Annotated in this window: 28 protein-coding genes; 14 read left to right on the top strand and 14 right to left on the bottom strand. The window is 67.0% G+C overall.

Annotation, left to right across the window (positions count from 1 at the left end):
- Positions 1-103: 103 nt before the first annotated feature.
- A complete protein-coding gene (gene putP / locus BM388_RS09875; protein ID WP_089849625.1) occupies positions 104-1,594 on the top strand; it encodes a sodium/proline symporter PutP in 1,491 nt (496 codons plus the stop codon).
- 123 nt (positions 1,595-1,717) lie between these two features.
- Here putP and BM388_RS09870 read toward each other — a convergent pair whose 3' ends face one another.
- Positions 1,718-2,026, bottom strand: a complete 309-nt coding sequence (locus tag BM388_RS09870) for a hypothetical protein (protein ID WP_089849623.1) — start codon at positions 2,024-2,026, stop codon at positions 1,718-1,720.
- 264 nt (positions 2,027-2,290) lie between these two features.
- Between BM388_RS09870 and BM388_RS09865 the strand changes: the two genes are divergently transcribed.
- Together BM388_RS09865 and BM388_RS09860 are read left to right on the top strand one after the other, a co-directional pair.
- Positions 2,291-2,881 carry an OmpW/AlkL family protein gene (locus BM388_RS09865; protein ID WP_089849621.1) on the top strand — a complete coding sequence of 197 codons (591 nt, stop codon included), beginning with the start codon at positions 2,291-2,293 and terminating at the stop codon, positions 2,879-2,881.
- Between the two features lie 198 nt (positions 2,882-3,079).
- Positions 3,080-3,715, top strand: a complete 636-nt coding sequence (locus BM388_RS09860) for an OmpW/AlkL family protein (protein ID WP_089849619.1) — start codon at positions 3,080-3,082, stop codon at positions 3,713-3,715.
- A gap of 70 nt (positions 3,716-3,785) precedes the next feature.
- On the opposite strand, the gene BM388_RS09855 is transcribed toward BM388_RS09860, so the two are convergent.
- Both BM388_RS09855 and BM388_RS09850 read right to left on the bottom strand, forming a co-directional pair.
- Positions 3,786-4,286, bottom strand: a complete 501-nt coding sequence (locus BM388_RS09855; RefSeq protein ID WP_089849617.1) for a gamma-glutamylcyclotransferase family protein — start codon at positions 4,284-4,286, stop codon at positions 3,786-3,788.
- A 9-nt stretch (positions 4,287-4,295) separates the two neighbouring features.
- Positions 4,296-4,628 carry a YqcC family protein gene (locus BM388_RS09850; RefSeq protein WP_089849615.1) on the bottom strand — a complete coding sequence of 111 codons (333 nt, stop codon included), beginning with the start codon at positions 4,626-4,628 and terminating at the stop codon, positions 4,296-4,298.
- A gap of 297 nt (positions 4,629-4,925) precedes the next feature.
- On the opposite strand from BM388_RS09850, the gene BM388_RS09845 reads away from it, so the two are divergent.
- The 4 genes from BM388_RS09845 (at position 4,926) to BM388_RS09830 (ending at position 7,947) form a co-directional block, all read left to right on the top strand.
- Positions 4,926-5,951, top strand: coding sequence for a DUF3549 family protein (locus BM388_RS09845; protein WP_089849613.1), 1,026 nt, complete (start codon positions 4,926-4,928; stop codon positions 5,949-5,951).
- A gap of 24 nt (positions 5,952-5,975) precedes the next feature.
- Positions 5,976-6,413: an ATP-dependent zinc protease family protein gene (locus BM388_RS09840; protein ID WP_089849611.1), complete on the top strand. Its 438-nt coding sequence runs from the start codon at positions 5,976-5,978 to the stop codon at positions 6,411-6,413.
- A 63-nt stretch (positions 6,414-6,476) separates the two neighbouring features.
- Positions 6,477-7,385 carry a 30S ribosomal protein S6--L-glutamate ligase gene (gene rimK, locus BM388_RS09835; protein WP_089849609.1) on the top strand — a complete coding sequence of 303 codons (909 nt, stop codon included), beginning with the start codon at positions 6,477-6,479 and terminating at the stop codon, positions 7,383-7,385.
- 115 nt (positions 7,386-7,500) lie between these two features.
- Positions 7,501-7,947, top strand: a complete 447-nt coding sequence (locus tag BM388_RS09830) for a hypothetical protein (protein WP_089849607.1) — start codon at positions 7,501-7,503, stop codon at positions 7,945-7,947.
- Here BM388_RS09830 and BM388_RS09825 read toward each other — a convergent pair.
- From BM388_RS09825 to BM388_RS09795, 7 genes are all read right to left on the bottom strand, one after another.
- Positions 7,868-8,650 (bottom strand): SanA/YdcF family protein, encoded by a 783-nt coding sequence (locus BM388_RS09825; protein WP_245781518.1) that lies wholly within the window; start codon positions 8,648-8,650, stop codon positions 7,868-7,870. The two genes, BM388_RS09830 and BM388_RS09825, sit on opposite strands and share 80 nt — an antisense overlap.
- A gap of 20 nt (positions 8,651-8,670) precedes the next feature.
- Entirely contained in the window at positions 8,671-9,243 is a 573-nt protein-coding gene (gene sufT, locus BM388_RS09820) for a putative Fe-S cluster assembly protein SufT (RefSeq protein WP_089849603.1), read from the bottom strand.
- An 18-nt stretch (positions 9,244-9,261) separates the two neighbouring features.
- Entirely contained in the window at positions 9,262-10,503 is a 1,242-nt protein-coding gene (locus tag BM388_RS09815) for an aminotransferase class V-fold PLP-dependent enzyme (RefSeq protein ID WP_089849601.1), read from the bottom strand.
- 3 nt (positions 10,504-10,506) lie between these two features.
- Complete coding sequence (gene sufD, locus BM388_RS09810) at positions 10,507-11,856, bottom strand: Fe-S cluster assembly protein SufD (RefSeq protein WP_089849599.1); 1,350 nt, start codon at positions 11,854-11,856, stop codon at positions 10,507-10,509.
- Positions 11,853-12,605, bottom strand: coding sequence for a Fe-S cluster assembly ATPase SufC (gene sufC, locus BM388_RS09805; protein WP_089849597.1), 753 nt, complete (start codon positions 12,603-12,605; stop codon positions 11,853-11,855). The genes sufD and sufC overlap by 4 nt, the downstream gene beginning before the upstream one ends.
- Positions 12,606-12,798: 193 nt before the next feature.
- Positions 12,799-14,241 (bottom strand): Fe-S cluster assembly protein SufB, encoded by a 1,443-nt coding sequence (sufB, locus tag BM388_RS09800; protein WP_089849594.1) that lies wholly within the window; start codon positions 14,239-14,241, stop codon positions 12,799-12,801.
- Between the two features lie 71 nt (positions 14,242-14,312).
- Positions 14,313-14,774 (bottom strand): SUF system Fe-S cluster assembly regulator, encoded by a 462-nt coding sequence (locus tag BM388_RS09795; RefSeq protein WP_089849591.1) that lies wholly within the window; start codon positions 14,772-14,774, stop codon positions 14,313-14,315.
- A 244-nt stretch (positions 14,775-15,018) separates the two neighbouring features.
- Between BM388_RS09795 and BM388_RS17845 the strand changes: the two genes are divergently transcribed.
- Together BM388_RS17845 and BM388_RS09790 are read left to right on the top strand one after the other, a co-directional pair.
- Entirely contained in the window at positions 15,019-15,159 is a 141-nt protein-coding gene (locus tag BM388_RS17845) for a hypothetical protein (protein ID WP_175535071.1), read from the top strand.
- A gap of 48 nt (positions 15,160-15,207) precedes the next feature.
- Entirely contained in the window at positions 15,208-16,119 is a 912-nt protein-coding gene (locus BM388_RS09790) for a complex I NDUFA9 subunit family protein (protein WP_089849678.1), read from the top strand.
- 2 nt (positions 16,120-16,121) lie between these two features.
- On the opposite strand, the gene BM388_RS09785 is transcribed toward BM388_RS09790, so the two are convergent.
- Positions 16,122-16,460, bottom strand: coding sequence for a zinc ribbon domain-containing protein YjdM (locus BM388_RS09785; RefSeq protein WP_089849590.1), 339 nt, complete (start codon positions 16,458-16,460; stop codon positions 16,122-16,124).
- Between the two features lie 168 nt (positions 16,461-16,628).
- Here BM388_RS09785 and BM388_RS09780 point away from each other — a divergent pair, with 168 nt between their 5' ends.
- Positions 16,629-17,267: a DsbA family oxidoreductase gene (locus BM388_RS09780; protein ID WP_089849588.1), complete on the top strand. Its 639-nt coding sequence runs from the start codon at positions 16,629-16,631 to the stop codon at positions 17,265-17,267.
- A 31-nt stretch (positions 17,268-17,298) separates the two neighbouring features.
- Here BM388_RS09780 and BM388_RS09775 read toward each other — a convergent pair whose 3' ends face one another.
- The 3 genes from BM388_RS09775 to BM388_RS09765 all read right to left on the bottom strand — a co-directional run bounded on the left by BM388_RS09775 (position 17,299) and on the right by BM388_RS09765 (position 19,385).
- Complete coding sequence (locus tag BM388_RS09775) at positions 17,299-17,802, bottom strand: Hsp20/alpha crystallin family protein (protein WP_089849586.1); 504 nt, start codon at positions 17,800-17,802, stop codon at positions 17,299-17,301.
- Positions 17,803-18,000: 198 nt separating this feature from the next.
- Positions 18,001-18,438: a nucleoside deaminase gene (locus BM388_RS09770; protein WP_089849583.1), complete on the bottom strand. Its 438-nt coding sequence runs from the start codon at positions 18,436-18,438 to the stop codon at positions 18,001-18,003.
- Between the two features lie 188 nt (positions 18,439-18,626).
- Positions 18,627-19,385, bottom strand: a complete 759-nt coding sequence (locus BM388_RS09765) for a VIT1/CCC1 transporter family protein (RefSeq protein ID WP_089849581.1) — start codon at positions 19,383-19,385, stop codon at positions 18,627-18,629.
- Between the two features lie 229 nt (positions 19,386-19,614).
- On the opposite strand from BM388_RS09765, the gene BM388_RS09760 reads away from it, so the two are divergent.
- The 4 genes from BM388_RS09760 to BM388_RS09745 all read left to right on the top strand — a co-directional run bounded on the left by BM388_RS09760 (position 19,615) and on the right by BM388_RS09745 (position 23,215).
- Positions 19,615-20,670 (top strand): SO_0444 family Cu/Zn efflux transporter, encoded by a 1,056-nt coding sequence (locus BM388_RS09760; protein WP_089849579.1) that lies wholly within the window; start codon positions 19,615-19,617, stop codon positions 20,668-20,670.
- 45 nt (positions 20,671-20,715) lie between these two features.
- Entirely contained in the window at positions 20,716-21,306 is a 591-nt protein-coding gene (locus BM388_RS09755; protein WP_089849577.1) for an NADPH-dependent FMN reductase, read from the top strand.
- 488 nt (positions 21,307-21,794) lie between these two features.
- On the top strand, positions 21,795-22,016 hold the full coding sequence (locus tag BM388_RS09750) for a hypothetical protein (RefSeq protein WP_089849575.1): 222 nt from the start codon (positions 21,795-21,797) through the stop codon (positions 22,014-22,016).
- A gap of 245 nt (positions 22,017-22,261) precedes the next feature.
- Positions 22,262-23,215, top strand: a complete 954-nt coding sequence (locus BM388_RS09745) for a zinc metalloprotease HtpX (RefSeq protein WP_089849573.1) — start codon at positions 22,262-22,264, stop codon at positions 23,213-23,215.
- Positions 23,216-23,223 lie beyond the last annotated feature (8 nt).

The raw sequence follows: 23,223 nt of genomic DNA, 5'->3' as shown, positions 1-23,223 counted from the left end.
CGTGCCCTGCCAGATCGCGATGCTCGCCATCGACGCGACGGCCTGAAGGCGCACTAACAACTTGTCGGTGCTACATCCGACCCAATAATTTGGAGAAGTTCATATGGCTATTGGCGTGTGGATCAGTCTATTTGCCTACTTTGCGCTCATGATCGCCATCGGCTTTTATGCGATGCGCAAATCCACTTCCACGTCTGAGGATTACATGCTGGGCGGCCGGGCCCTCAGCCCCCAGGTCGCCGCCCTGTCGGCGGGTGCGTCGGACATGAGCGGCTGGCTGCTGCTGGGCTTGCCCGGCGCCATGTTCGTGTCAGGGCTGGGGTCGGCCTGGATTGGCATCGGCCTGCTCGTGGGGGCGTTCTTCAACTGGACGCTGGTGGCACCGCGCCTTCGCGAACAGACGGTTCACTATGGTAACGCGATCACCATTCCGGAATTCCTGGCCAACCGGTTCCCGACTCGGGCCATGTCGCTGCGAACGGTATCCGCCATCGTTATCGTGGTCTTCTTCGCGGTCTACACGGCGTCGGGCCTGGTCGCGGGCGGCAAGCTGTTCGAAAGCGCATTTTCCGGCGTCATCAACATCGGCGGCATGAGCGACTACGCTGCGGGCGTCGTCATCACACTGGGCGTGGTGCTGGCCTATACGGTCGTCGGCGGCTTTTTGGCCGTGAGCATGACGGACTTCGTGCAAGGCTGCATCATGATGCTGGCCCTGGTGATCATGCCGGCGGTGGTGCTCTTTGGCGAAGGTGGCGGCGGTTTCAACCAGGCGTCCCAGACGCTGAATGAAGTCGACCCCACGTTGCTCTCCTGGACGGAGGGGCTGACCATCGTCGGCTGGCTGTCGGCAGTGACCTGGGGGCTTGGGTATTTCGGGCAGCCGCACATCATCGTGCGCTTCATGGCCATCCGGACCCTGAAGGACGTCCCTGTTGCCCGTAACATCGGCATGAGCTGGATGCTCATCTCTCTGATCGGCGCAATCTCGCTGGGTGTGTTCGGGCGGGCCTATGCCGTCCGCAACGGCATGAATGTGGAAGATCCGGAAACGATCTTCATCATCCTGGCGGACCTGCTGTTCCACCCGCTGATCACCGGCTTCCTCTACGCGGCCCTGCTGGCGGCGATCATGAGCACCATTTCCAGCCAGCTGCTGGTGTCGTCTTCCTCACTGACCGAGGACTTCTACCGCCTGTTCCTGCGCAAGGAGGCCACGGACAAGGAGACCGTCACCATAGGCCGGATCAGTGTCGTACTGGTGGGCCTGGTGGCAGCCGTCATTGCCTCCGATCCGGACTCCCAGGTTCTGGGCCTGGTCAGTAATGCCTGGGCAGGCTTCGGTGCGGCGTTCGGCCCGCTGATCATCCTGTCGCTGATGTGGTCGCGCACCAACGGTGCCGGCGCCATCGCGGGCATGGTGGTCGGTGCCGTCACCGTCATGATCTGGATTTCACTGGGCTGGAACGCATCATTCCTGGGCGGACCCGGTGTGTACGAGATCATTCCCGGCTTCATCGCTGCCTTCGTTGCCATTATGGCGGTGAGCAGCGCGACGGCCGATGCCGGTGAGTATCAGCACATTACTCGCTAAAAGAGCGCGAATAACGCAATCCACGTAGTAAAAGGGCTCCCGCGGGAGCCCAATCCCATCGGTACGCCAGCGATGGGAGCACATGAAGAGAGCCGCCTTCGGGCGGCTTTCTTCGTCTCGGGTTCAGCGCCATGCCTCGAGGCAAACGATCACACCCGCGAATCCCCACAGGGTCCATCGGCTGAGCCCTGCGCCCGCCAGGCGCGAAAGTCCGCCCTCCCCCACCTCGAGGGCCATCGGCCGCACAAAGGCCGTCCCCAGCGCCCAGGCGCCGACCAGGATCAGTGGCAGGCGCCACGCCATCGGCAGCGCCTGGATGGGCTCGGGGCGAAGCAGCAGCCAGAATGCCAACAGCGCCGCCAGCAGCAGCGACAGCAGCGGATGGTCGAGGCGTCCGGCAAAATCGGCACTAACGAGAGGTCGGCCAGCCATGAGCGACTCCGGTGTCATCATCCCCCTTGAGTGAAGCCGAATTTCGGCGTGCTTTCGAGGCGCCGTGGAGGAAAAGTGAAAAAGTTATACAAGAGCTTTATTTATCGACTATGGTAACTGCAAGTCTCGCAAAAAAATCCCCAAGACGCCTATCTCACCGATAGCAAAATGCGACAAGACATTAACAAGATTCCTTCGCTACGCTAATAAGTGCCTTCTTCCCCACCGCTCGCCCGAACGGTCGATGACACGAGGAACCCTCCCATGAATTCCAGACATCTGATCGCTATGGCCTCCCTCGCCACAACCGCCCTCGCCACCGCCCCGATCGCCGTGGCCTACCAGGTCGACGACACTGTCATGCGCGGAGGTATCGCCAAGGCCGAGGTTACCGACGACAGCGGCTCTCTCGACATTCTCGGGGAGCTAAAGGCCTTCGACCCGCGCAGCATGTCCTCCGGTGCGAGATACCTGTTCAGCAACAGGCCGGGCATTGAACTCAACGGCATCGCGGCTTTCGGCAAGGCCGCGGGCAGCGTGGATCGCCTGCCCCTCAATCTAATGATCCACGTCTACCCGATGGGCGACAGCGGCTCGCTAACACAGCCCTACGTGGGGAGCGGTCTCGACTACACCCACATCTCCGAGGAAGAGCTCGAGGGGTTGGACGTCGATGAGCCCTACGGCCCGGCCGGCCAGGACGTTCTTGACATGGCGGTGACGAGCTATCCCTTGATCGGGGCCTTCGCGCGATATGCGATTACCGATGCCGAGGTCGGCGCCAGCGGCGCGGCTCCGGGCGAGGCCGATATCGACCCCATGATTATCGGCGACGGCGCCACCTTCCGCTTCTGATCCGCCCCCATGCATGAAGGCCAAGACGTCACACCGCCGCGAGGGGCCTGAGTCTCAGAGTAAGCATGTCTTTACCTGCAGCCTCATAACGCACTACTCTTGCGCTGGATCAATATTCTCCAAAAAAGACGCCGATAGACTATTAGCATGATCCGATGCGGCAAGGCCGCCGCCCCCTCATCCATCAGGAGATGACCCATGCGCAAGAACGCCCTTTCCTCGCTGCTCGTGGCCGGCATTGCCGCCGCCGCCTTTACCACCAGCACCCAGGCCTTCGCCTACGGCGCCGGCGACTTCTTCACCCGCGTGGGCGTGGCCAAGGTCGAGCCCAAGAGCGATAACAGCGACCTGACCCTCGGTGGCGTGGATTACGATGTAAAGGTCGACGACGACAGCGCCTTCGCCTTTACCCTGGGCTATCGCTTCACCGACAAGCTTGGCGTCGAGCTGCTGGCCGCCGAGCCCTTCGACCACGACTTCCAGGTCGAGGGCGTAACCGGTGGCTCCGTCGATCACCTGCCGCCGACCCTGACCGTGCAGTACTACCCGCTGGGCGGCACCGACGCCCGCGTTCAGCCCTATGCCGGCATCGGCGTCAACTACACCATGTTCTCCGATGAAGAGCTTGAAGCTGGCCTTCCCGTCGAGTTCGACGACTCCTGGGGCGCGGCCGGCCAGGTGGGCGTTGACCTGCTGATCGACGACAACTGGGCGCTCAACGCCGCCGCCTGGTACCTGGATATCGATACCGATGTCACCGTTAATGGCGACGATGTCGGCGAAGTCGAGATCGACCCGGTGGTGGTGATGGCCGGCGTCAGCTACCGCTTCTGATCGCCTTGCCCGACATGACAAGGCCCGCCAACTGGCGGGCCTTGTTGCGTCTGGGCCTGGTGCCCTGACGCTAGCGCGGCGTCTCGCGCGAGAGCCCGAGCGCGGCCAGGGTCGTCGCATCGAGCCCGGTCACCGCCTCCACCGCGGCCAGGCGGGCATGATAATCGGGCGTCAGGAAGGGCTCCCCGGCCAGCAGATGCTCGAGATACTCCCGAGCCGGTCGCAGGGCGTCCGCGGTGGTGCCCGGCGCGGCGATATAGACCCAGGCCTCGATCGTGCCCTCGTGCGTCGCGATCGGCAGGCGATGACGGCCGTAGTCGTGGGGATACCCCTCGAAGGGGTCCATGTCGCGGATCTGCTCGGAGTGCTCGAGTTCGAACAGCGCGCCCTCCACCCGCTCACCGGCCGACGTCGCCACGTTGGCATGGGCGATGCCCGCCACCCTCGAGGCCTTGTCGAAGCGCAGGCCATGATCGTGCAGCACGCCGGCAAGCGCCCGGCGGGTACGACCGATCCGGGCGGCGACCCGGGCGGCATTCATGTTGCTGCCGTAGGCGAAATAGAAGGGCATCGGACGGCCTCAGTTCTCGGTGACCAGGCGATCGATCTCCTCGACCACGCGGCACATCAGCAGCCGGTCACTGGCGCGCGTGCCCTCCTGGGTCAGCCAGGCCTCCACCGCCGGCGCCACGTCACACTGAGCCGGCATCGGCGAGCGTGTCTCGACCAGCACCTCCAGGCGCGCGATGAAGACGAAACGCAGCCACTGGGGCAGCGTCATGGTATCGATGCAGAATGGCTGCACGCTCTCGAAGGCGTTCGCGTCAGGACGCTCCATGCGCCACAGGCTGGCGGCCTTCATGGTGGCCTCGAGCTCGCGCAGGGCGTCGCCGAGTTCATCGTGAACGGTCATGATCAATCTCTCCGGTACATTTGTCGCTATTATCCCCGCTTGGCCCCGTCACTGGCCACCCCGGCGGGTTGTCCACCGCCCGGAAGGCGACGCACGTCGATCTTGTGCACAATACACAGATACCCTGAATGGGCCTGTGGATAAACGCTGGAAAGGTGCCCCTTGGCCAGGCCTCATGGGCCCTGACGCCGACTGATCAGGAAATGACCAGCACGGCGGCACCAATACGACGCCCCGGGACGGCTGACAGCACCCCGGCGCCGCGGTAGAGTGCACGGTTCGTGACCCGGAGACAGCATGCAACCGATCAACAGCCTTCACGACTTCTTTCAGCGCAGCGGCGCCGAGGTGCGACTCTATCACCTGGGGCGGCGCGTCGAGCCCTGCCCGCTCGACACCCTGGCCGCCTTCGAGGCCGGGGAGCTGGCCTGGCCGGCGCCATGGCAGGGCACCGCGCGCCTGGCCATGGTCTTCCGGGTCGGTGAGATGGACGACCCGCTGATCTGGTTCCTGGCCCTGCCGCTGGACGAGCAGGGCCACCTCAATCCGGCCCCGCGCGATGCCTTCGTGCAGCGCCTGCTGGAGACCCTGGGTCGCAGCGTTCAGGGCCTGGGACGGGCCGAGGGCGAACGGATCGATAACCTGATGAAGGACAATCCGCTGGCCTTCACGCCCTCGCTGCCCTTCCGAGCCGTGCTGCATGCGCGCGCCAGTCGGGATGCCGGCCAGCCGGCAAGCGAGCACCTGGAACCCGCCGAGGCCTACCTGACCGGGCAGCAGGCGATCGACTGGCGCGCCCTGGGGCTGCAGGGGCTGGCCGACGCCGCAGTGCGCCTGGATGCCGCCACGAGCCAGGCTGTCGCCGCCCGCCTCGACGCCCTGCCCGGCGAGGTGTTGACCTCGCTGTGCTATTGCCTGGAACACGTGGCCATCGACGATGCCCTGGCAAGCGCGTTGCGGCGGCGGGGCGAGGCCGCTGGTGCCAGCGGCGATATCGAGACGTTCTGCGCCTGCGTGCGCGCCATGGGCGGCGCCTCGACGGAGCAGGCGGGCGCCTGGTTCGATGCCCTGCTCGACGATCCGGATGCCTGCGGCCCCGACCTGCTGGCGGCCATGGCCGGGCGGGGCTGGCACCACCTGGAAGACGCCGAGCGCCTGCCCCGCTTCCTCAGGCGACTGGCCGAAGCGCCCGGCACCGACTTCATGGCCGTGGCCCGTGACCTGGCCCTGATCCCGCGGCTGCGCCTGCCGCTGCTGATGACGCTGCGCGACGCCGAGGCGGATTCCGCCATTGGCCGGCGCCTGGCAGACCTGTCACGCTGAGCGCAGAGACCTGGGAGCGAGATGATGAAAGAACTGCCCTATACGCCCAAGGCGGTGATCGGTCGCCGCGAGATGGTGACCCTGCCGGAGCTGCATCTGACGCTGTGCGCCAAGGCCGACACCGGCGCTCGGACCTCGGCGCTGCACGCCGAGGACATCGAGTCCTATGAAGAGGATGGGCTCCTCTGGGTCGGCTTCACCACGCGCAGCGGCGGCCCCGGCACGCCGGCCCACGTGCATCGCATGCACCTGCACGACCGGCGCCGGGTGACCAGCTCCAACGGCCAGGCCGAATGGCGCTACGTGATCCGCACGACCATGCAGCTGGGCACCCTCTCCTTCCCGGTGGAGCTCAGCCTGACCGACCGCCGCGACATGCGCCACCCTATGCTGCTCGGGCGACGCGCGCTGCGTCGCCTGCTGGTGGCACCCGGCGTCGCCTTCCTGCACGGCGAGCCTTGACCCACGCCGTCCTACACCGCCCACGCCCTACACCGCCTCTGCCCCGATCCGGAGTCCTGCTGAATGCATATCGCGCTGCTGTCCCGCAATCGTAACCTCTACTCAACGCGGCGCCTGATCGAGGCCGCCGAGCAGCGCGGCCACAGCGCGCGCGTGGTCGACACCCTGCGCTGCTACATGAGCATCGCCTCGCACCACCCCTCGATCCACTACAAGGGGGAGGAGCTCGAGCCGTTCGACGCGGTGATTCCGCGCATCGGCTCCTCGGTCACCTTCTACGGCTGCGCGGTGCTGCGCCAGTTCGAGATGATGGGCACCTACGTGCTCAACGACAACGTCTCCATCACGCGCTCCCGGGACAAACTGCGCTCGCTGCAGCTGCTGTCACGCAAGGGGCTGGGACTGCCGATCACCGGCTTCGCCCACTCCCCGGACGACATCCCCGACCTGATCACCATGGTCAGGGGCGCTCCGCTGGTCATCAAGCTGCTGGAGGGCACCCAGGGCATCGGCGTGGTGCTGGCCGAGACCAACCAGGCCGCCGAAAGCGTGATCCAGGCCTTCATGGGCATGAAGGCCAACATCATGGTGCAGGAGTACATCAAGGAGGCGAAGGGCGCCGATATCCGCTGCTTGGTGATTGGCGACAAGGTGGTGGCTTCGATGAAGCGTCAGGCCGCAGAGGGCGAGTTCCGCTCGAACCTGCACCGCGGCGGCAGCGCCAGCTCGATCCGCATTACCCCGGAGGAGCGCTCCACGGCCATCCGCGCGGCCAAGGCGATGGGGCTCAGGGTGGCCGGCGTCGACCTGCTGCGCTCCAACCATGGCCCGGTGATCATGGAGGTCAACTCCTCTCCGGGCCTGCAGGGCATCGAGACGGCCACCGGCAAGGACATCGCCTCGCTGATCATCGAGCACCTGGAGCGCAACGCCGCCCCGCGCCACAAGGTGCCGCCCCGCCCCAAGGGGTGAGAGAATCGGCCTGCGTCCAAAGACTAACGGTGAACCCGGGATTTATTGGTCCGTGGGGGTGGCAAATGCACGGCGACAGCCCCACAATCTGCGTCACCGGAGGAGGTGACCGCTCATGTTTCTCGACAATCGCCAGGTGGCGATGGACAGTGCCCTGGAGGCAATGGCCGACAGCATCGATTATTTCCAGGACAATCTCGAGCGCCTGCATCCGGCGCTGCGCGATAGCCTGAAGCCTCACTATGAGACGCGCAGCCGATCGATGCAGAAACTGCAGGAGCTGTCGCGCAAGCACCTCAACCTGCTGCCCCGCGATGCCGATGTCGAGCGCGACGACTACATGTGGCTGTGGAGCCGCCTGAAGAGCTTCGTCGGCAACGAGAGCCTGGTGGTGATCGGTGAGCTGCTCGAACAGGAGCGGGTGCTGATGCAGGCCCTCTCCACGCTCTTCACCCACCCCCTGCCCGAGCCGCTGGAGCCGGTCATCGAGGAGTGCTGGAAGGGCTGTCGGGCGCTGATTCGGGAACTGTATCGCCTGCAGAAGCAGCGCCAGAAGCGCTGAACATCCCCGGCGGCAGCAACAGTCGCTCGCGCTCGGCCGGTGTGATGTCCAGCGGCTCGAGCGGCCCCAGGAAGTGCGGCTCGCGCTCCCATACGTAGAGATCCCCCAGGGTGGCCACCCGCGCCACCCACTCGCGCAGCTTGAGCCGCCAGAGCCCAGACACCGCGCGCTCCGGCGCCGCGCAGCCGCGCACCTCCAGGCCCAGCGCCTCACCGATGAACAGCGCCCGTGGCAAGTGCCAATCCTGGGTGATCAGCAGCGCGCGCTTCACGCCGAACACGTCCCGCGCCCGCGCAAGGGTGTCGAAGGTGCTGAAGCCGGCATAGTCCAGGGTCATGTCCACGTCGCGCACGTCGCGGCCGCGCAGGTCGCGCCACATGGTCACCGGCTCGTTGTAGTAGCGGGTACTGTTATCGCCCGAGATCAGCAGATGAGCGACCCGCCCCTGGTGGATCAGCCTGGCGGCGGCCTCCATGCGCCCCTCGAAGTGCGGGTTGCGACTTCCGCTGCGCGTCCAGTGGGACGTGCCGAAGACGATGCCCACCGGTTCACTGACGCACTGCGCGGAAACCGACTCGATGCGCCCCACGGTGCGGCCCAGCACGTAGACGTTGGCCAGCACGAACAGCAGTACAACCAGGAGCGCGAGCGCTCCCAGCGTCATCAATACTCCCTTGAAGACCTTCCCGAGTGGCAGGCGCATGGATCTCCCCGGCGCAACTGCTAGAACATGCCCAGTTCCAGCTTCGCTTCGTCGCTCATCATCTCACGACTCCAGGGGGGATCGAATACGATCTCGGTGTGCACCTTGCTGATCTGAGGGGCGCCGAGGATCTTGTTACGCGCGTCGGCGGCGATCACATCGCCCATGCCGCAGCCCGGGGCGGTCAGCGTCATGCGGATGGTGACGATGCGCTCGCCGCTGATCAGCCGCTCGATGCGACAGCCGTAGACCAGGCCCAGGTCGACGATATTGACCGGGATCTCGGGATCGAAGCAGGTGCGCAGCTGGTCCCACACGAACTGCTCGATCTCCTCCTCCGAGGCGCCCTCGGGAAGCGTCGGACGCGGCAGCGCTTCCAGGCCCAAGGCGTCCAGGTTGGCGCCCTCGACCAGGAAAAGGCGACCCTCATAGCCCACGCTGACCGTGCTGCCCTTGGCCTGCATCACGCTGACGATGCTGTCCTCGGTCAGGGTCACGGTCTTGCCGAAGGGAATGGAGATGGCCGCCACGTCACGCTGCAGGGGCAGCTCCTGACCCTTGTGCAGGGTGGCTATCTGCTCGATATCGCTCATGTCGCTCCTTGATAAGCCTCAGCGCAGCATGCCGACGACGCGCTCGAGCCCCTCGACGAAGACGTCGATCTCCTCGGGCGTGTTGTAGGCGGCGAAGGATGCCCGGCAGGTCGCGTCCAAACCGAACTGCGACAGCAGCGGCTGGGCACAGTGGTGGCCGGTGCGGATCGCCACGCCGAGCTGATCGATCAGCAGCCCGATGTCCTGGGAGTGGGCCCCGTCGACCACGAAGGAGAGCACGCCGGCCTTGTCCGGCGCGGTGCCCAGGATGCGCAGCCCCTCGATGCCGGCCACGCCCTCGGTGGCGTGCTCGAGCAGGCGCGCCTCCCAGGCACCGATCAGATCGAGGCCGATGTCGCTGACCCACCTGAGGGCCCGCCCGAGGGCGATCACCTCGGCGATGGCCGGCGTGCCGGCCTCGAACTTGTGGGGGATGTCGGCGAAGGTGGTCGGCACCTCGAGGGAGACCGTCTTGATCATCTCGCCGCCGCCCTGCCAGGGCGGCATCGCCTCGAGGAGCTCGGCACGGCCGTAGAGCACGCCGACGCCGGTGGGCCCGTAGACCTTGTGGCCGGAGAAGGCGTAGAAGTCGGCGTCGATGGCCTGGACGTCGATGGCCTGATGGGGCGCGGCCTGGGCGCCATCGATCAGGATGCGGGCGCCGTGCTCATGGGCCACGCGGGCCATCTCGGCCACCGGATTGACGGTACCGAAAGCGTTGGAAACGTGGTTCACGGCGACCAGGCGGGTGCGCTCGGTGAACAGGTCGCGGTAGGCCGCGAGGTCCAGCACGCCGCACTCGTCGACCGGAATCACCTTGATGGTGAAGCCGAGCTCGCCGGCCAGCAGCTGCCACGGTACGATGTTGGAGTGGTGCTCGAGGCGCGAGATCAGCACCTCGTCGCCGGCCTTCAGGTTGACCCGACCCCAGGCGTTGGCAACCAGGTTGATCGCCTCGGTGGTACCGCGGGTGAAGACGATCTCGCGGTGGTCTGCGGCGTTCAGGAAGGCGCGCACCGTCTCCCGCGTGCCCTCGAAGGCCGCGGTGGCCTCGTCGGACAGGGTATGCAGCCCGCGATGGATGTTGGCGTTGTAACGACCGTAGTAGTCGTCGAACACCTCGATCACCTGGCGCGGGGTCTGACTGGTGGCGGCATTGTCCAGGTAGATAAGCGGCTTGCCGTGGACCTCCCGATCGAGGATCGGGAAGTCGCGTCGCAGCTTCGCCACGTCAAGGGTCAGGTCGCTGAAATCGGCCATGGCTTACTCCTCGTTCAGGGCCACGGCGGCTTCCACCAGGCCGGCCAGGTTGAAGCGCTCGGGCAGCTTGCCGGCGACCGCCAGCTCGACCCGTTCAGCCACGGCGTCGAGAGCCACCTGATCCATCACCTCACCGGCGAAGGCCAGGGTCAGCAGGCCACGGGCCGTCTGCTCGTCGATGCCGCGGGTACGCAGGGCGAACACCGCCTCCTCGTCGAGCTGGCCGGTGGTGCTGCCGTGGGAGCACTTGACATCGTCGGCGTAGATCTCGAGCTCGGGCTTGGTATCGATCTCGGCGCGGTCGGAGAGCAGCAAGTTGGCATTGCTCTGGTAGCCCTCGATCTGCTGGCTGTCGCGCTTGACCATCACCTTGCCGTTGAACACGCCATGGGCGCGGTCGTCGAGGATGCCCTTGTAGTTCTCCTTGGAGTAAGTGCGCGGCGCGTTGTGGTTGACCAGGGTGTGGTTGTCCACGTGCTGGCGCCCCTGCCCGTAAAACAGGCCGTAGAGGTTGGCCTCGGCTCCCTCGCCGTTGAGCTCGGCCATCAGGTCGTTGCGCACCAGGCCGCCACCCAGGTTCAGGTTGAAGGAGGTATAGCGGCTGTCGCGGGCCTGTTCCATGTGAAGGCTGGCCACGTGCAGGTCCTTGAGCGAGGCCTCCTGCAGCTTGTAGTGGTTAAGGATCGCGCCGCGCTCGAGGATGATCTCCTCGACCAGGTTGGTGAAGTTGGCGGCCCCCTCCTCGCCCACGTGATGCTCGATCACCGTGGCCTCGCTGCGACCGGCCATCTGGATCAGGATACGCGGATGGCTCATCACCGCCTGCTCGCCGGCCCGCGAGAGGAACTGCAGCACGATGGGCTTCTCGACCACGGTGCCCGGCGCCAGGCGCAGCACGGCACCCTCCTCCATGAAGGCGGTGTTGAGCGCGGCGAAGGACGAGAACTCGACGCCGGTCAGTCGGCCCAGCGGGCCGCCCACGGCTTCGTGATTCTCCTCGAGGGCCGCCGAGAGCGGCATCAGCGCAACGCCCTCGGGCAGCTCGTCGAGCCGCGACAGCGCCGGGGCGAAGACGCCGTCGACGAAGGTCAGGCGGTGCGCCTCGATCGGCAGCGTCAGCGCCGCCGCGCTGGCGGGCGAGAACTCGGCGTCGCGGGCCAGGGAGAAGTCGCCCCGGGCGATGGCGCGCACGTCGGTATACTTCCACGCCTCGACCCGGCGATGGGGAAAGCCCATGGCCTCGAAGCGCGCCGCACCCGCCTGGCGCCGCGCGGCGATCCAGGTGGGTTCCGGCTCGCGGGCGGCGTTGCGCTCGGCCAGGCGGTCGAGGAAGGTCTTCACGTCTTCACTCATGCGGCGGACTCCTCCTGTACCCAGTCATAACCACGGCTCTCGAGCTCGAGGGCGAGCGCAGCGTCGCCGCTCTTGACGATGCGGCCGTCGACCAGCACATGAACCCGATCCGGCACGATGTAGTCGAGCAGGCGCTGGTAGTGGGTTACCAGCAGGATGGCCCGATCCTCGGCACGCAGGGAGTTGACGCCATCGGCCACCACCTTCATGGCATCGATGTCGAGGCCGGAATCGATCTCATCGAGCATGGCGAGGCGCGGCTCGAGCACCAGCATCTGCAGAATTTCGTTGCGCTTCTTCTCACCGCCGGAGAAGCCTTCGTTGACGGCCCGCTGCAGGAAGCTGGTGTCCATCTTCATGGAGGCCACCTTCTCCTTGATCAGCTTCATGAACTCCGGCGCGGGGATCTCGCCCAGCCCCTGCGCCTCGCGCTTGGCATTCAGCGCCGCCTTGAGCAGGTAGATGTTCTTCACTCCCGGGATCTCCACCGGGTACTGGAAGCCCAGCAGCAGGCCGGCACGGGCGCGCTCCTCGATCTCCATCTCCAGCACGTCCTGGCCCTCGAAGGTGATCGAGCCCTGCGTCACCTCGTAGCCGTCCTTACCGGCGATCACCGCCGAAAGGGTCGACTTGCCGGCCCCGTTGGGGCCCATGATGGCGTGGACTTCACCGGCGTTGATGGTCAGGTTCAGGCCCTTGAGGATCTCGGAACCCTCGACTGTGACGTACAGATCCTTGACTTCGAGCATGTTGACTACCTTTGATTCGTGGTGAGCCGCCGGCGCGACTCCTTGAATGTGTTGACCTTTTCGCGAATCCGGAGAAACGCGCGAGCGGCGCCTGAACAAGGCGGAAGCAGGTGAGAGAAGCGGAGTTTACGACCGTAAATGAGCATTCTCGATCCTGCTTCCAACGCCGTGCAGACGTCGCGCAGCCGTTTCCTCAGCCCACGGCGCCTTCCAGGGTGACGTTCAAGAGTGCCTCCGCCTCCACGGCGAACTCCATCGGCAGCTCCTGGAAGACGTCCTTGCAGAAGCCGTTGACGATCATGCTGACTGCGTCCTCCTCGGAGATGCCCCGGCTCTGGCAGTAGAAAAGCTGGTCCTCGCCGATCTTGGAGGTGGTGGCCTCGTGTTCCACCGTCGCGGTGCTGTTGCCGATCTCCTGGTAGGGGAAGGTGTGGGCACCGCACTGATCGCCGATCAGCAGGGAGTCGCACTGGGTGAAGTTCCGCGCCCCCTTGGCTCGCGGGCCCACCTTCACCAGGCCGCGGTAGGACTGGTTGCTGCGCCCGGCCGAGATGCCCTTGGAGATGATGCTCGAGCGAGTGCCCTCGCCGATGTGGATCATCTTGGTGCCGGTGTCGGCCTGCTGGCGGCCGTTGGTCACCGCCACGGAGTAGAACTCGCCGATGCTGTCCTTGCCGCGCAGCACGCAGGACGGGTACTTCCAGGTGATGGCGGAACCGGTCTCGACCTGGGTCCAGCTGATCCGCGAGCGGTCGCCGCGGCAGTCGCCGCGCTTGGTGACGAAGTTGTAGATGCCGCCCTTGCCGTCCTCGTCGCCGGGGTACCAGTTCTGCACCGTGGAATACTTGATGTAGGCGTCTTCCAGGGCCACCAGCTCGACCACCGCGGCGTGCAGCTGGTTCTCGTCACGCTGGGGCGCGGTACAGCCTTCCAGGTACGACACCTGGGCGCGGCTCTCGCAGATGATCAGCGTGCGCTCGAACTGCCCGGTATTGGCGGCGTTGATACGGAAGTAGGTGGAGAGCTCCATCGGGCAGGTCACGCCCTCGGGCACGAACACGAAGGAGCCGTCGGTGAACACCGCAGAGTTGAGCGCCGCGAAGTAGTTGTCGCCCTGGGGCACCACGCTGCCCAGGTACTGCCGGACCAGCTCCGGGTAGTCGCGCATCGCCTCGGAGATCGAGCAGAAGATCACCCCCGCCTCGTGCAGCTTCTCCTTGAAGGTGGTGGTCACCGAGACGGAATCGAAGACCGCGTCCACCGCCACGCCCGCCAGGGCCGCCCGTTCGTGCAGCGGGATGCCGAGCTTCTCGTAGGTCTCGAGCAGCTTGGGATCGACCTCGTCGAGGCTCTGGGGCTTGTCCTCCTCGCGCTTGGGCGCGCTGTAGTAGGAGATCGCCTGATAGTCGATGGGCGGGTAGTCGAGGTGGGCCCAGGAGGGCGGCGTCATCTTGAGCCACTGGTGGTAGGCCTTGAGCCGCCATTCCAGCATCCATTCCGGCTCGCCCTTCTTGTTCGAGATGAAGGCGATGGTGCTCTCGTCCAGGCCGGGCGGTACCGTGTCGCTCTCGATGTCGGTCACGAAACCTTCCTTGTATTCGCGACGGACAAGCTGTTCCATTTCCTGACTTGCCATGATGTCTCCCCTCCCGGGCGGTTGGGTCGGCGAGCACTGGCTCGCCTCGGGTAGTGAAATACTCGAGTGCGTCAGGCCTCAGCGGCCAGACTCACGCTTTGAATGGGCAGCTGCACCGGCAGCTTGATCGGATTGGTATCGGCCAGGTGGGCCAGGGTGACGCTGTCGAGCAGGGTGCGAATGGCCAGCGAGACGCGCTGCCAGTTGTCGGCGACCCCGCAGGTGGCGGCCAGGTCACAGTCGCCGCCGACCTGACTGCACTCGGTCATGGCCACGGGCCCCTCGATGGCCGAGATGATGTCGCTGGCGGTGATCCGGGAGGCCGGACGCGCCAGCGAGTAGCCACCCTGGGCGCCGCGTCGCGACTCCAGCAGCCCGGCACGCACCAGCATTTTCAGCGTCTTGCTGACCGTGGGGTGCGGCAGCTGAACCGCCTCGGCGAGCTCGGCCGCGGCGTGGGGCTGCTCGGGGTGCCTGGCGATCTGCGCCATCACCACCGCCGCGTAGTCGGTCAGTCTGGAAAGCTTCAGCAAGGCCTGACTCCCCGGGGTTCGACCCCCTCGTGTTCGATTGGGGACCAGTTTAGTCCTGTATGAATTTGATGTGAAGCCCCGCTGCCCGGGATGCGTCAGAACCGACAGGATCGCGGCACGTTCGCCGCCATTCGACCAATAATGCCAATCATTCTCATTCAACCCGCTGCCGATCTTTCCACCGCCGCGACGCCTCGGTAGCATGTCGCTAATCCCATTCGTCGTTACCCGCGAGGCCGACACGATGACCACGACCTTCATGCTGCTGATCGGCGCGGCGCTGGCCGCGCTCGCCGCCCTGCACTGGCTGGTGTTTCGCCTGGTCAAGCGGGCGATCACCCGCTCGGAAACGAACCGGCAGGACGATGATCCGCGCCGGGGCTGAGCGACGCCGCCCCGCAGCAGACGCTGCACGGCGACAGGTGAGACGATGATGCGCGAAGCCCCCGTCGTGGTCTTCGGCGGCACCGGCTTTCTCGGTGACGCCGTCGTTCGAGAGCTGGTGGAAACCGGCCGTGCGGTGCGCATCGCCGCCCGCCGCCCGGCGCTGCCCGCCTGGGCCGAGGAGGGCGACGTCATCGAGCTCGCCACCGCCGACCTGCGTGACGAGGCGAGCGTAAGCGAGGCACTGGCGGGCGCCGGCGCCGTGGTCAATGCCGTCAGCCTCTATGTGGAGACCCGAGAGGCGAGCTTCGAGGCGATCCATGTCGACGGGGCCGGTCGACTGGCCCGCCTGGCACGGGCGGCGGGCATCGCGCGGCTGGTGCAGGTCTCCGGCATCGGCGCCACCCCCGATTCGCCTTCGGCCTATGTGCGGGCCCGCGCCCGCGGCGAGGAGGCGGTACTCGATGCCCTGCCCAAGGCGATCATAGTGCGTCCCAGCGTGCTGTTCGGCCTCGACGACGCCTTCCTCTCGGGCCTGGCGGGCCTCACCCGGCTGCCACTGATTCCGCTGTTCGGCCGCGGCGCGACCCGGCTGCAGCCGGTGCATGTGAACGATGTCGCCCGAGCCATCGCCCAGCTGACCGGCCGCCCCGCGACCCCGCGTCGCCTCTTCGAGTTCGGCGGCCCGGAGGTGCTGCGCTACCGCGAGATCCTCGAGCTGCTGCTCGCCCACCTCAATCGCTCGCGCCCCCTGGTGCCGCTGCCCTTCCTGGCCTGGCGCTTCGTCGCCGCACTGGCCAGCCGGCTGCCCGGGCCGCCGCTGACCCGCGATCAGGTCATCCTGATGCAGGTCGATAACGTCGCCGACGCCGAGGTCGGCGACTTTGCCGTCCTCGGCATCCTGCCCCACTCGCTGCGCGAGAGCCTGCCGAGCTGCCTCCCGGCACCCGCCGGAGACTGACCTCAGGCCTTTTTGACGAACTCCGACTTGAGCTTCATCGGTCCGATGCCGTCGATCTTGCAGTCGATGTCGTGATCCCCGTCGATCAGGCGGATGTTCTTGACCTTGGTGCCGACCTTCACCACCGAGGAGGAGCCCTTGATCTTGAGGTCCTTGATCACGGTCACGGTGTCTCCATCGGCCAGCGGGTTGCCGTTGGCATCACGGATCAGCGCCTCGTCCTCGCTCGCCGCCGATGCATCCTTGGACCATTCGTGGCCGCACTCCGGGCAGACGTACTGAATGCCGTCGTCGTAGGTGAACTCGGAGCCGCACTCGGGGCAGTTGGGCAGATCGCTCATCAAAGATGTCCTGTGCATGGAAATGAAGGCGGCAAGACTACACCCGGCGCGCGTACCGCTCCAGTCGACAGCTTGTGCGGTCTCAAGCGCCGCCCCCCGGAATCCACACTCGGCCGCCCGCTCGCTGTTACCCTGTCGGGCCTTGCCCCATCCCCCCAGGAGGCCCCGATGACTCGGCCGCGCATCACCCTCGATGTCTTCAGCGACTACGTCTGTCCGTTCTGCTACCTCGAGGCGCCTGAACTCGAGGCCTTGGCCGAGCGCTTCGGCGACGAACTGGCGATCCGCTGGCGCGCCTTCGAGCTGCGCCCAGCACCCGAGCCGACCCTCGATCCCGACGGCGACTACCTGCACGACGTCTGGGCGCGGGCCGTCACTCCCATGGCGGCGGAGCGCGGCATGACCCTGCGCCTGCCCCGACTTCAGCCGCGCTCGCGATTGGCCCAAGAGGCCAGCGCCTGGGCCGAAGATCAGGCCCATGAGCGCCCCAATGCCGGCGCGGCGATGCGCACGGCGCTGTTTCGCGGCTTCTTCGAGGAGAGCCTGGACCTGGCCGACCCCGAGGCCCTCGCCGCGGTCGCGGACGGCCTGGCCCTGGACGGCGCCGCCCTGAACGGGGCGCTCGCCGCGGGCGACTACCGCCAGCAGGTGCTGGCCGATCGGCGCCTCGCCGGGGAGCTCGGCATCGGCGGCGTGCCGGGGCTGCGCTTCTCGCTGGATGGCGAGCACGCCGGGGTACTCGAAGGCACGCAGCCGCGGCGACAGCTGTTCCTGGCCGTGGAGCGGCTGCGCGACCTGATGGGCTGACCTATTGGACTAGGGAACGCTCGGCCCCGGGCTACTTGACCTCGACCTTGCGGCGGTTGGCGCGCTTGATCTTCGGCAGCGTCAGCTCCAGGACACCGTTCTTGAAGCTGGCCTCGGCCTTGTCGGTATCGACCTCGCCGGGCAGGGGCACGGTGCGGGTGAAGGAGCCGCGGGAGATCTCGGAGCGAAAGTACTCGCCCTCCTCCTGCTTGCTCTCCTCACGGTGGTCGCCCTTGATGGTCACCGCGCCGTCGGTCACCGAGACATCGAGCTCCTCGCGCTCGAAGCCCGGGGCCTCGGCACGCACCACCACCTCGGCGTCTCGATCGATGACATCGACCTTGGGCATGCCCTTCTCGAAGGCGGCGAAGCGCTCCCAGAGGGGATGCTCCCAGCGCGATGGCATGCGGCCGCGATCGAAGAAGCTGTCGAGCAGCCGATCGAATTCGCGAAACGGGCTCATCCCCCGGGATTCCGACGGCTGGGCTGACGACTCGGTCGAGACCGGAACCTCCTTGGATGCTTTCTTGGCCATGACGATGACTCCTCCAGTGCGGATCTGGCAGACAGAACAGGATGGGGCGGGGCCCGGAAGACCTCAGGGGAGGCGTCGAAAGGACGGCAACGATCGTCGCTCGTCGAGCGGACCCACCTCGTCATGAAGATAGTCCAGTCGTGCCCGGGCGAGTTGATCCAGATCAGCGCGCCTTTCGTCATGCGCAGCCGCCGCGCGCTACTCGCCGATGTCCTCGTGCCACAGCGCGGGCGAGGCCGCGATGAAGGTCTCCATGAGCGCGATGCACTCGGGATCCTGCCATACCTCCACCTCGACGCCGCGCTCCCTGAGCAGCCCCTCCTCGCCCAGGAAGGTCCGGTTCTCGCCGATCACCACCCGGGGGATGCCGTAGAGAAGGATGGCGCCGCTGCACATCGCGCAGGGCGAGAGCGTGGTGTAGAGCGTGCTCTCGCGGTAGACCTCGGCCGGATGGCGGCCGGCGTTCTCCAGGGCGTCCATCTCGCCATGCAGCACCGCGCTGCCCAGCTGCACGCGGCGATTGCGGCCGCGGCCGATGATGACACCGCGATGCACCAGCACCGAGCCGATGGGGATGCCGCCCTCGTCGAGCCCCTGGCGGGCCTCCTCGAGCGCGGCCTGCATGAAATGTTCCATTGGCGGACTCCCTGCTGAGTGACGATGTGCACCAGCCTACGTCGCCCTACCGAGAACGCGCCAGCCTGATGCCGGTCGGCCAGGCAACCGGCCGTTGCGGGATAGCCGAGATGGAGACGGCCCCCGCCTAGCTTTCATCGACCCGAGCGGCGACACTTCCGCCCCCTAAGCGTCGCGAATCGCCCTCGTCACGGCCCCACGCCGAAAAGCGATCGGGCCAGATGGCCGGTGAAGAAGGCCAGTCCCGCCGCGGCACCGCCGATCAGCAGGGTCCGCAGCCCCGACGTCAGCACCGGCCGGTGATAGACGAGACTCTTGCCCATGCCGATCAGGAAGAACATCAGCCCGGCCACCGCCAGGCTCGCCAGAAATTGTCGTGTAGGTTCCAGCCCCGGCAGTGCATAGGGCAGCAGCGGCATGGCGCCCACCACCAGGAAGGCCAGAAAGGTAGCCAACGCCGAGCGCAACGGGCTGAGCCCCACGGGCTGCAGACCATGCTCCTCGGACACCATGGTCTCCACCCAGGTCTCGCGATCTCTGCAGATGGTCTCCACCACCCGCTCCAGGGTCTCCCCCGCGAACCCCTTGCGCTGGAAGATCTGGCGAATCTCCTCGCGCTCCCCTTCCGGCACCAGGTCGATGTGGCGATTCTCGGTGCGACGCACGCCGTCGACATGCTCGCGCTGGGCCTGGATCGCCTCGTAGTTGCTGATCGCCATGCTGAAACCGTCCGCGAGCAGGTTGGCGACCCCCAGCACCAGCGCGACCGTGGAGGAAAATCCCGCGCCGAAGGCCCCGGTGACCACGGCGAAGGTGGTGACGCAGCCGTCGATACCGCCGAGGATGGCATCGGGCAGGTGACGATGCCGGGAAGGGGCTCGCAGCCGCCGCTCGATCACCTCCGGTCGATGCTCCTGCTCCAGCGCCTCCCGCCTCCGATCACTCATGGATCACCCCGCGCGTCTTTCATCCTGCTCCAAGCTTGGCACAGCCGGCCTGGGACAGTTGAAGGCCCGGCCCCGACGGCCTGCTCCGAGGGAGGCACCATAACCAACCGCGCAACACGGCCTGGCAAGGCCACCGCGAGGTGATCGCCGACGTCCGGGAGCGCAACAGCGCTTGACCCACGGGTGGTCGACGGTCACAGAATACGACATGCCCTCGAGGAGCCAACTCATGCTATTACTCGACGCCATCCTGGCCGTTGCCCTTTCCGCCGCGCCCTGGCTGCTGCTGGGACTGGTGATGGCCGGGCTGATCAAGGCGCTGGTCTCCGAGGCCGTGCTCACGCGCTGGGTCGGCGGACGGGGGCTGGGCAGCATCGCGCGGGCCGCGGTGATCGGCGCCCCCTTGCCACTCTGCTCCTGCGGGGCCATTCCCACGGCCCTGGCCATGTATCGAGGCGGCGCCTCTCGCGGCCCCGCCACCGCCTTCCTGATCGGCACGCCGGGCATCGTGGTGGACTCCCTGGCCATCACCTATGCCCTGCTCGGCCCCTTCATGGCCGCGGCCCGGGCGATATGTGCGGTCTTCACCGCCATCGTCACCGGCCTGCTGGTGGGTCGCACGGTGCCGGCGGTCGAGCAGGCCCCTGCCAAGGCCGAGCCCGGTTGCGGCGGCTGCTGCGACGGTGGCCAGGCCGAGCCGGCGGCGGTCGAGGCGTCGCCCGGGCTCGCCGCCAGGCTGGCCGGCGGGCTGCACTATGCCTTCACCGACATTCTGGACGACATCAGCCTCTGGCTGCTGGCGGGGCTGCTGGTCGCCGGCGTCCTGATCGCCCTGGCCCCGCCCGAGCAGCTTGCCGTGCTGGGCAGCGGCCCGGTCGCCATGCTGGTGATGGCGATGATCGGCATCCCGCTCTACCTGTGCGCCACCGCCGCCACCCCCATCGCCGCCGGGCTGCTGCTGGCGGGCGTCTCGCCCGGCACCGTGCTGGTCTTCCTGATCGCCGCACCGGTCACCAGCCTGGCCACGCTGGGCGTCTTCCGCCGCGAGATGGGCAACCGGGCACTGCTGGCCTATCTCGCCGGCATCCTGGTGAGCGCCGTCGCCTTGGGGCTCGGGGTGGATGCCCTGGCCGGCCGGTGGCAACTGGACATCGCCCGGCAGATCGAGGAGGTCGGCGAGCTGCTGCCCGGCTGGGTCGAATGGCTGGGACTTAGCGTGCTGATCCTGTTGGCCGTGAAGCCGCTGCGCCGCTCGCTTGCCGGCCACCTGCCCCGCCACGCCTAACCCCGTGAGAAGCGCACCACATCGACGGAACGACGAGGAGACCCCATGACCGATCGCCAGCCCCACCCCCGCATCCTGGTCTTCGCCGGTAGCACCCGCACCGGCTCGTACAACAAGCTGCTGGCCCGCCAGGCCGCCGAGAGCATCGAGCGGGCGGGTGGCCGCCCCACGTTCATCGACCTGCGTGACCATCCGATGCCGCTCTACGACGGCGACCTGGAAGCCGAGCAGGGCCTGCCCGAGAACGCCCTGGTGCTGCGTCGCGGCCTGGCCGAGCATGATGGCCTGCTGATCGCCTCGCCGGAGTACAACGGCTTCATCACCCCGCTGCTCAAGAACACCATCGACTGGCTGACGCGCCCCCACGAGGGTGAGAGCGGCCTGGACCTCTTCGCCGGCAAGCTGGCCGGCGTGGTCTCCGCCTCCCCAGGAGGACTCGGCGGCCTGCGCAGCCTGTCGCTGACCCGCCAGTTGCTCACCAACATCGGCGTGACCGTGCTGCCCGATCAGCTCGCCGTAGCCAGGGCCGCCAAGGCCTTCGACGATCAGGGCCGCCTCGGCGACGACGAACAGCAGCAGAAGCTCGACGGCCTGTGCCAGCGGCTAGTCGACACCCTGCACCGACTGAGGGGCTGAACGAACGGCCCGAACGAGAGCACCGCCTCGAAGACTCGGCCGAGGCGCTGAGCGGCCATTTCGCATCGCCGCGCATCTCGAATCCGACGCCCTAGCTTTATCATGACAGGGGCCGACGGGCTCGCCGCGAAGGGCAGTCGAACGCCTGATTTTCGCCGGTCAGGCGGCGCTTCCGGGTGCCGTCGTGCCGCGACGCAAACGCCGGGCCCTATACTGATAGGGTCAGCGCCAAGGCGCCCGCGACGGCGATCCGAAGGCCAGCGCCAAGAACCTCGGCTGTCATGTCAATCAGACCCTCCTTCTTCACGCGACCCTCTCCAGCTCAGCCCGCCTTGACGACCGGCACCCCAGGTGTCCGCCATGACACGTCCGCCTTCGACCGGCGAGCCCTGCGATGATGGACACTCACGGATCGGCCCGATAGTTGGCGCCCGACCGACCCGACAGCGTCAGCGTCAGCGCCATGACACGACACGATGAGGCGTCCCATGAAACTCACGACACTGACGGCCATCCTGGTAATCAGCCTGGGCTCCGTGAGTGCTTCCCTGGCGGGTGATTCGACGTATCTAGAAGAGCGCAGTGCGCGCCTGCATCAGGGAATCGCCGACACGAGCCAGGCAGCCGGCCAACAGGAGATGGGTACCAAGCGTATCCAGCGCCAGGAAACACCGCTGAGCTCCCCACAACAGGAGCCTTGGTGGCACTAAGGTAGACGGCGGTCTCGCTAGGCCCACGACCATGCGCAGACGCCAAGGAGGGCCAAGCCGGTCACGACCGCCCGTTCGATACGGCTTCAGACGAGACACTCTGCCCCTCCCCCCGACACAGGCTAGGCCCCGCGAGGAGCCTGGCCTGCCTGCGTAGAGGCCGGCCTGCCATCACCCGCCATGACAGCCTCGACTCGACGAGGGATACTGAGCGTATCGCCCACCACCTAAGGTCATCGAGCCTCATGACGACCGAGACACCGCGACGCGGGCGAAGCCGCCTGAAGAACGGCCTGCAGACCCTGCTGATCATGGGCGGATTGGGGCTGGTGCTGGCGGTACCCGGCTATCTGCTGGCCGGTGGTCTCGGCCTGCTGATGAGCCTCGGCGTGGCCGTGGGCGGGGCGCTGGCCGGCAGCTGGGTGCCGGCTCGCGTCATCCTCGCCGAGGCCGGCGCCGGCCTGGTCGAGCGCCATCAGGCGCCGACCCTCTATCGACTGCTCGACGCCCTCTACCAGCGGGCCGGACTCGCCGCCGCCCCCCAGCTCTTCTACGCGCCATCCCCCGATCTCAACGCCTTCGCGGTGGGCTCTCGCCACGATGGCGGCATCGCCGTCACCGCCGGTCTGCTGCGCACCCTGACCATGCGCGAGCTGGCCGGGGTGCTGGCCCATGAGGTCAGCCACCTGCGCCATGGCGATACCCGCGTGATGTCGATGGCCGCGGCCATGACGCGCCTGACGCTCTTTCTGACCACCGTACTGCAGGTCGGCCTGCTGCTGATGCTGCCGATGATCCTCGCCGGCGAGCTGCGCCTGCCCTGGGGAGTACTGCTGATCGTGGCCTTCTCGCCCACCCTCAGCACCCTGCTGCAGCTGGCCCTCTCGCGACACCGCGAGTACGCCGCCGACCTGGAGGCCGCGAGCCTGACCGGCGATCCCCAGGCCCTGGCCTCGGCGCTGGCCGTGCTGGAGCGTCATCACGGCCGCTGGCTGTTGACGCTCTTCGGCCGCCAACCGCCGGTGGGCCCCGAGTGGCTGCGCACCCACCCCTCGACCCGCGAGCGCATCCGTCGGCTGCTGGCGGCCGAGGCGCCCGCGGGTCAGGCGACGCCTTCGCTGCTCGGCGACCCGGCTCATTCCCCGGTGATCGACGAGCCTCCTGGCCCCCTCGGCCGGCGCTACTGGCTGCGACGCTGAGTTGCGCG

This window comes from Halomonas saccharevitans (genome assembly GCF_900116405.1).
Lineage (GTDB): Bacteria > Pseudomonadota > Gammaproteobacteria > Pseudomonadales > Halomonadaceae > Halomonas > Halomonas saccharevitans.
The sequence above is the reverse complement of the archived record's forward strand: the minus strand, read 5'-3'. Positions and strand labels throughout refer to the sequence as shown.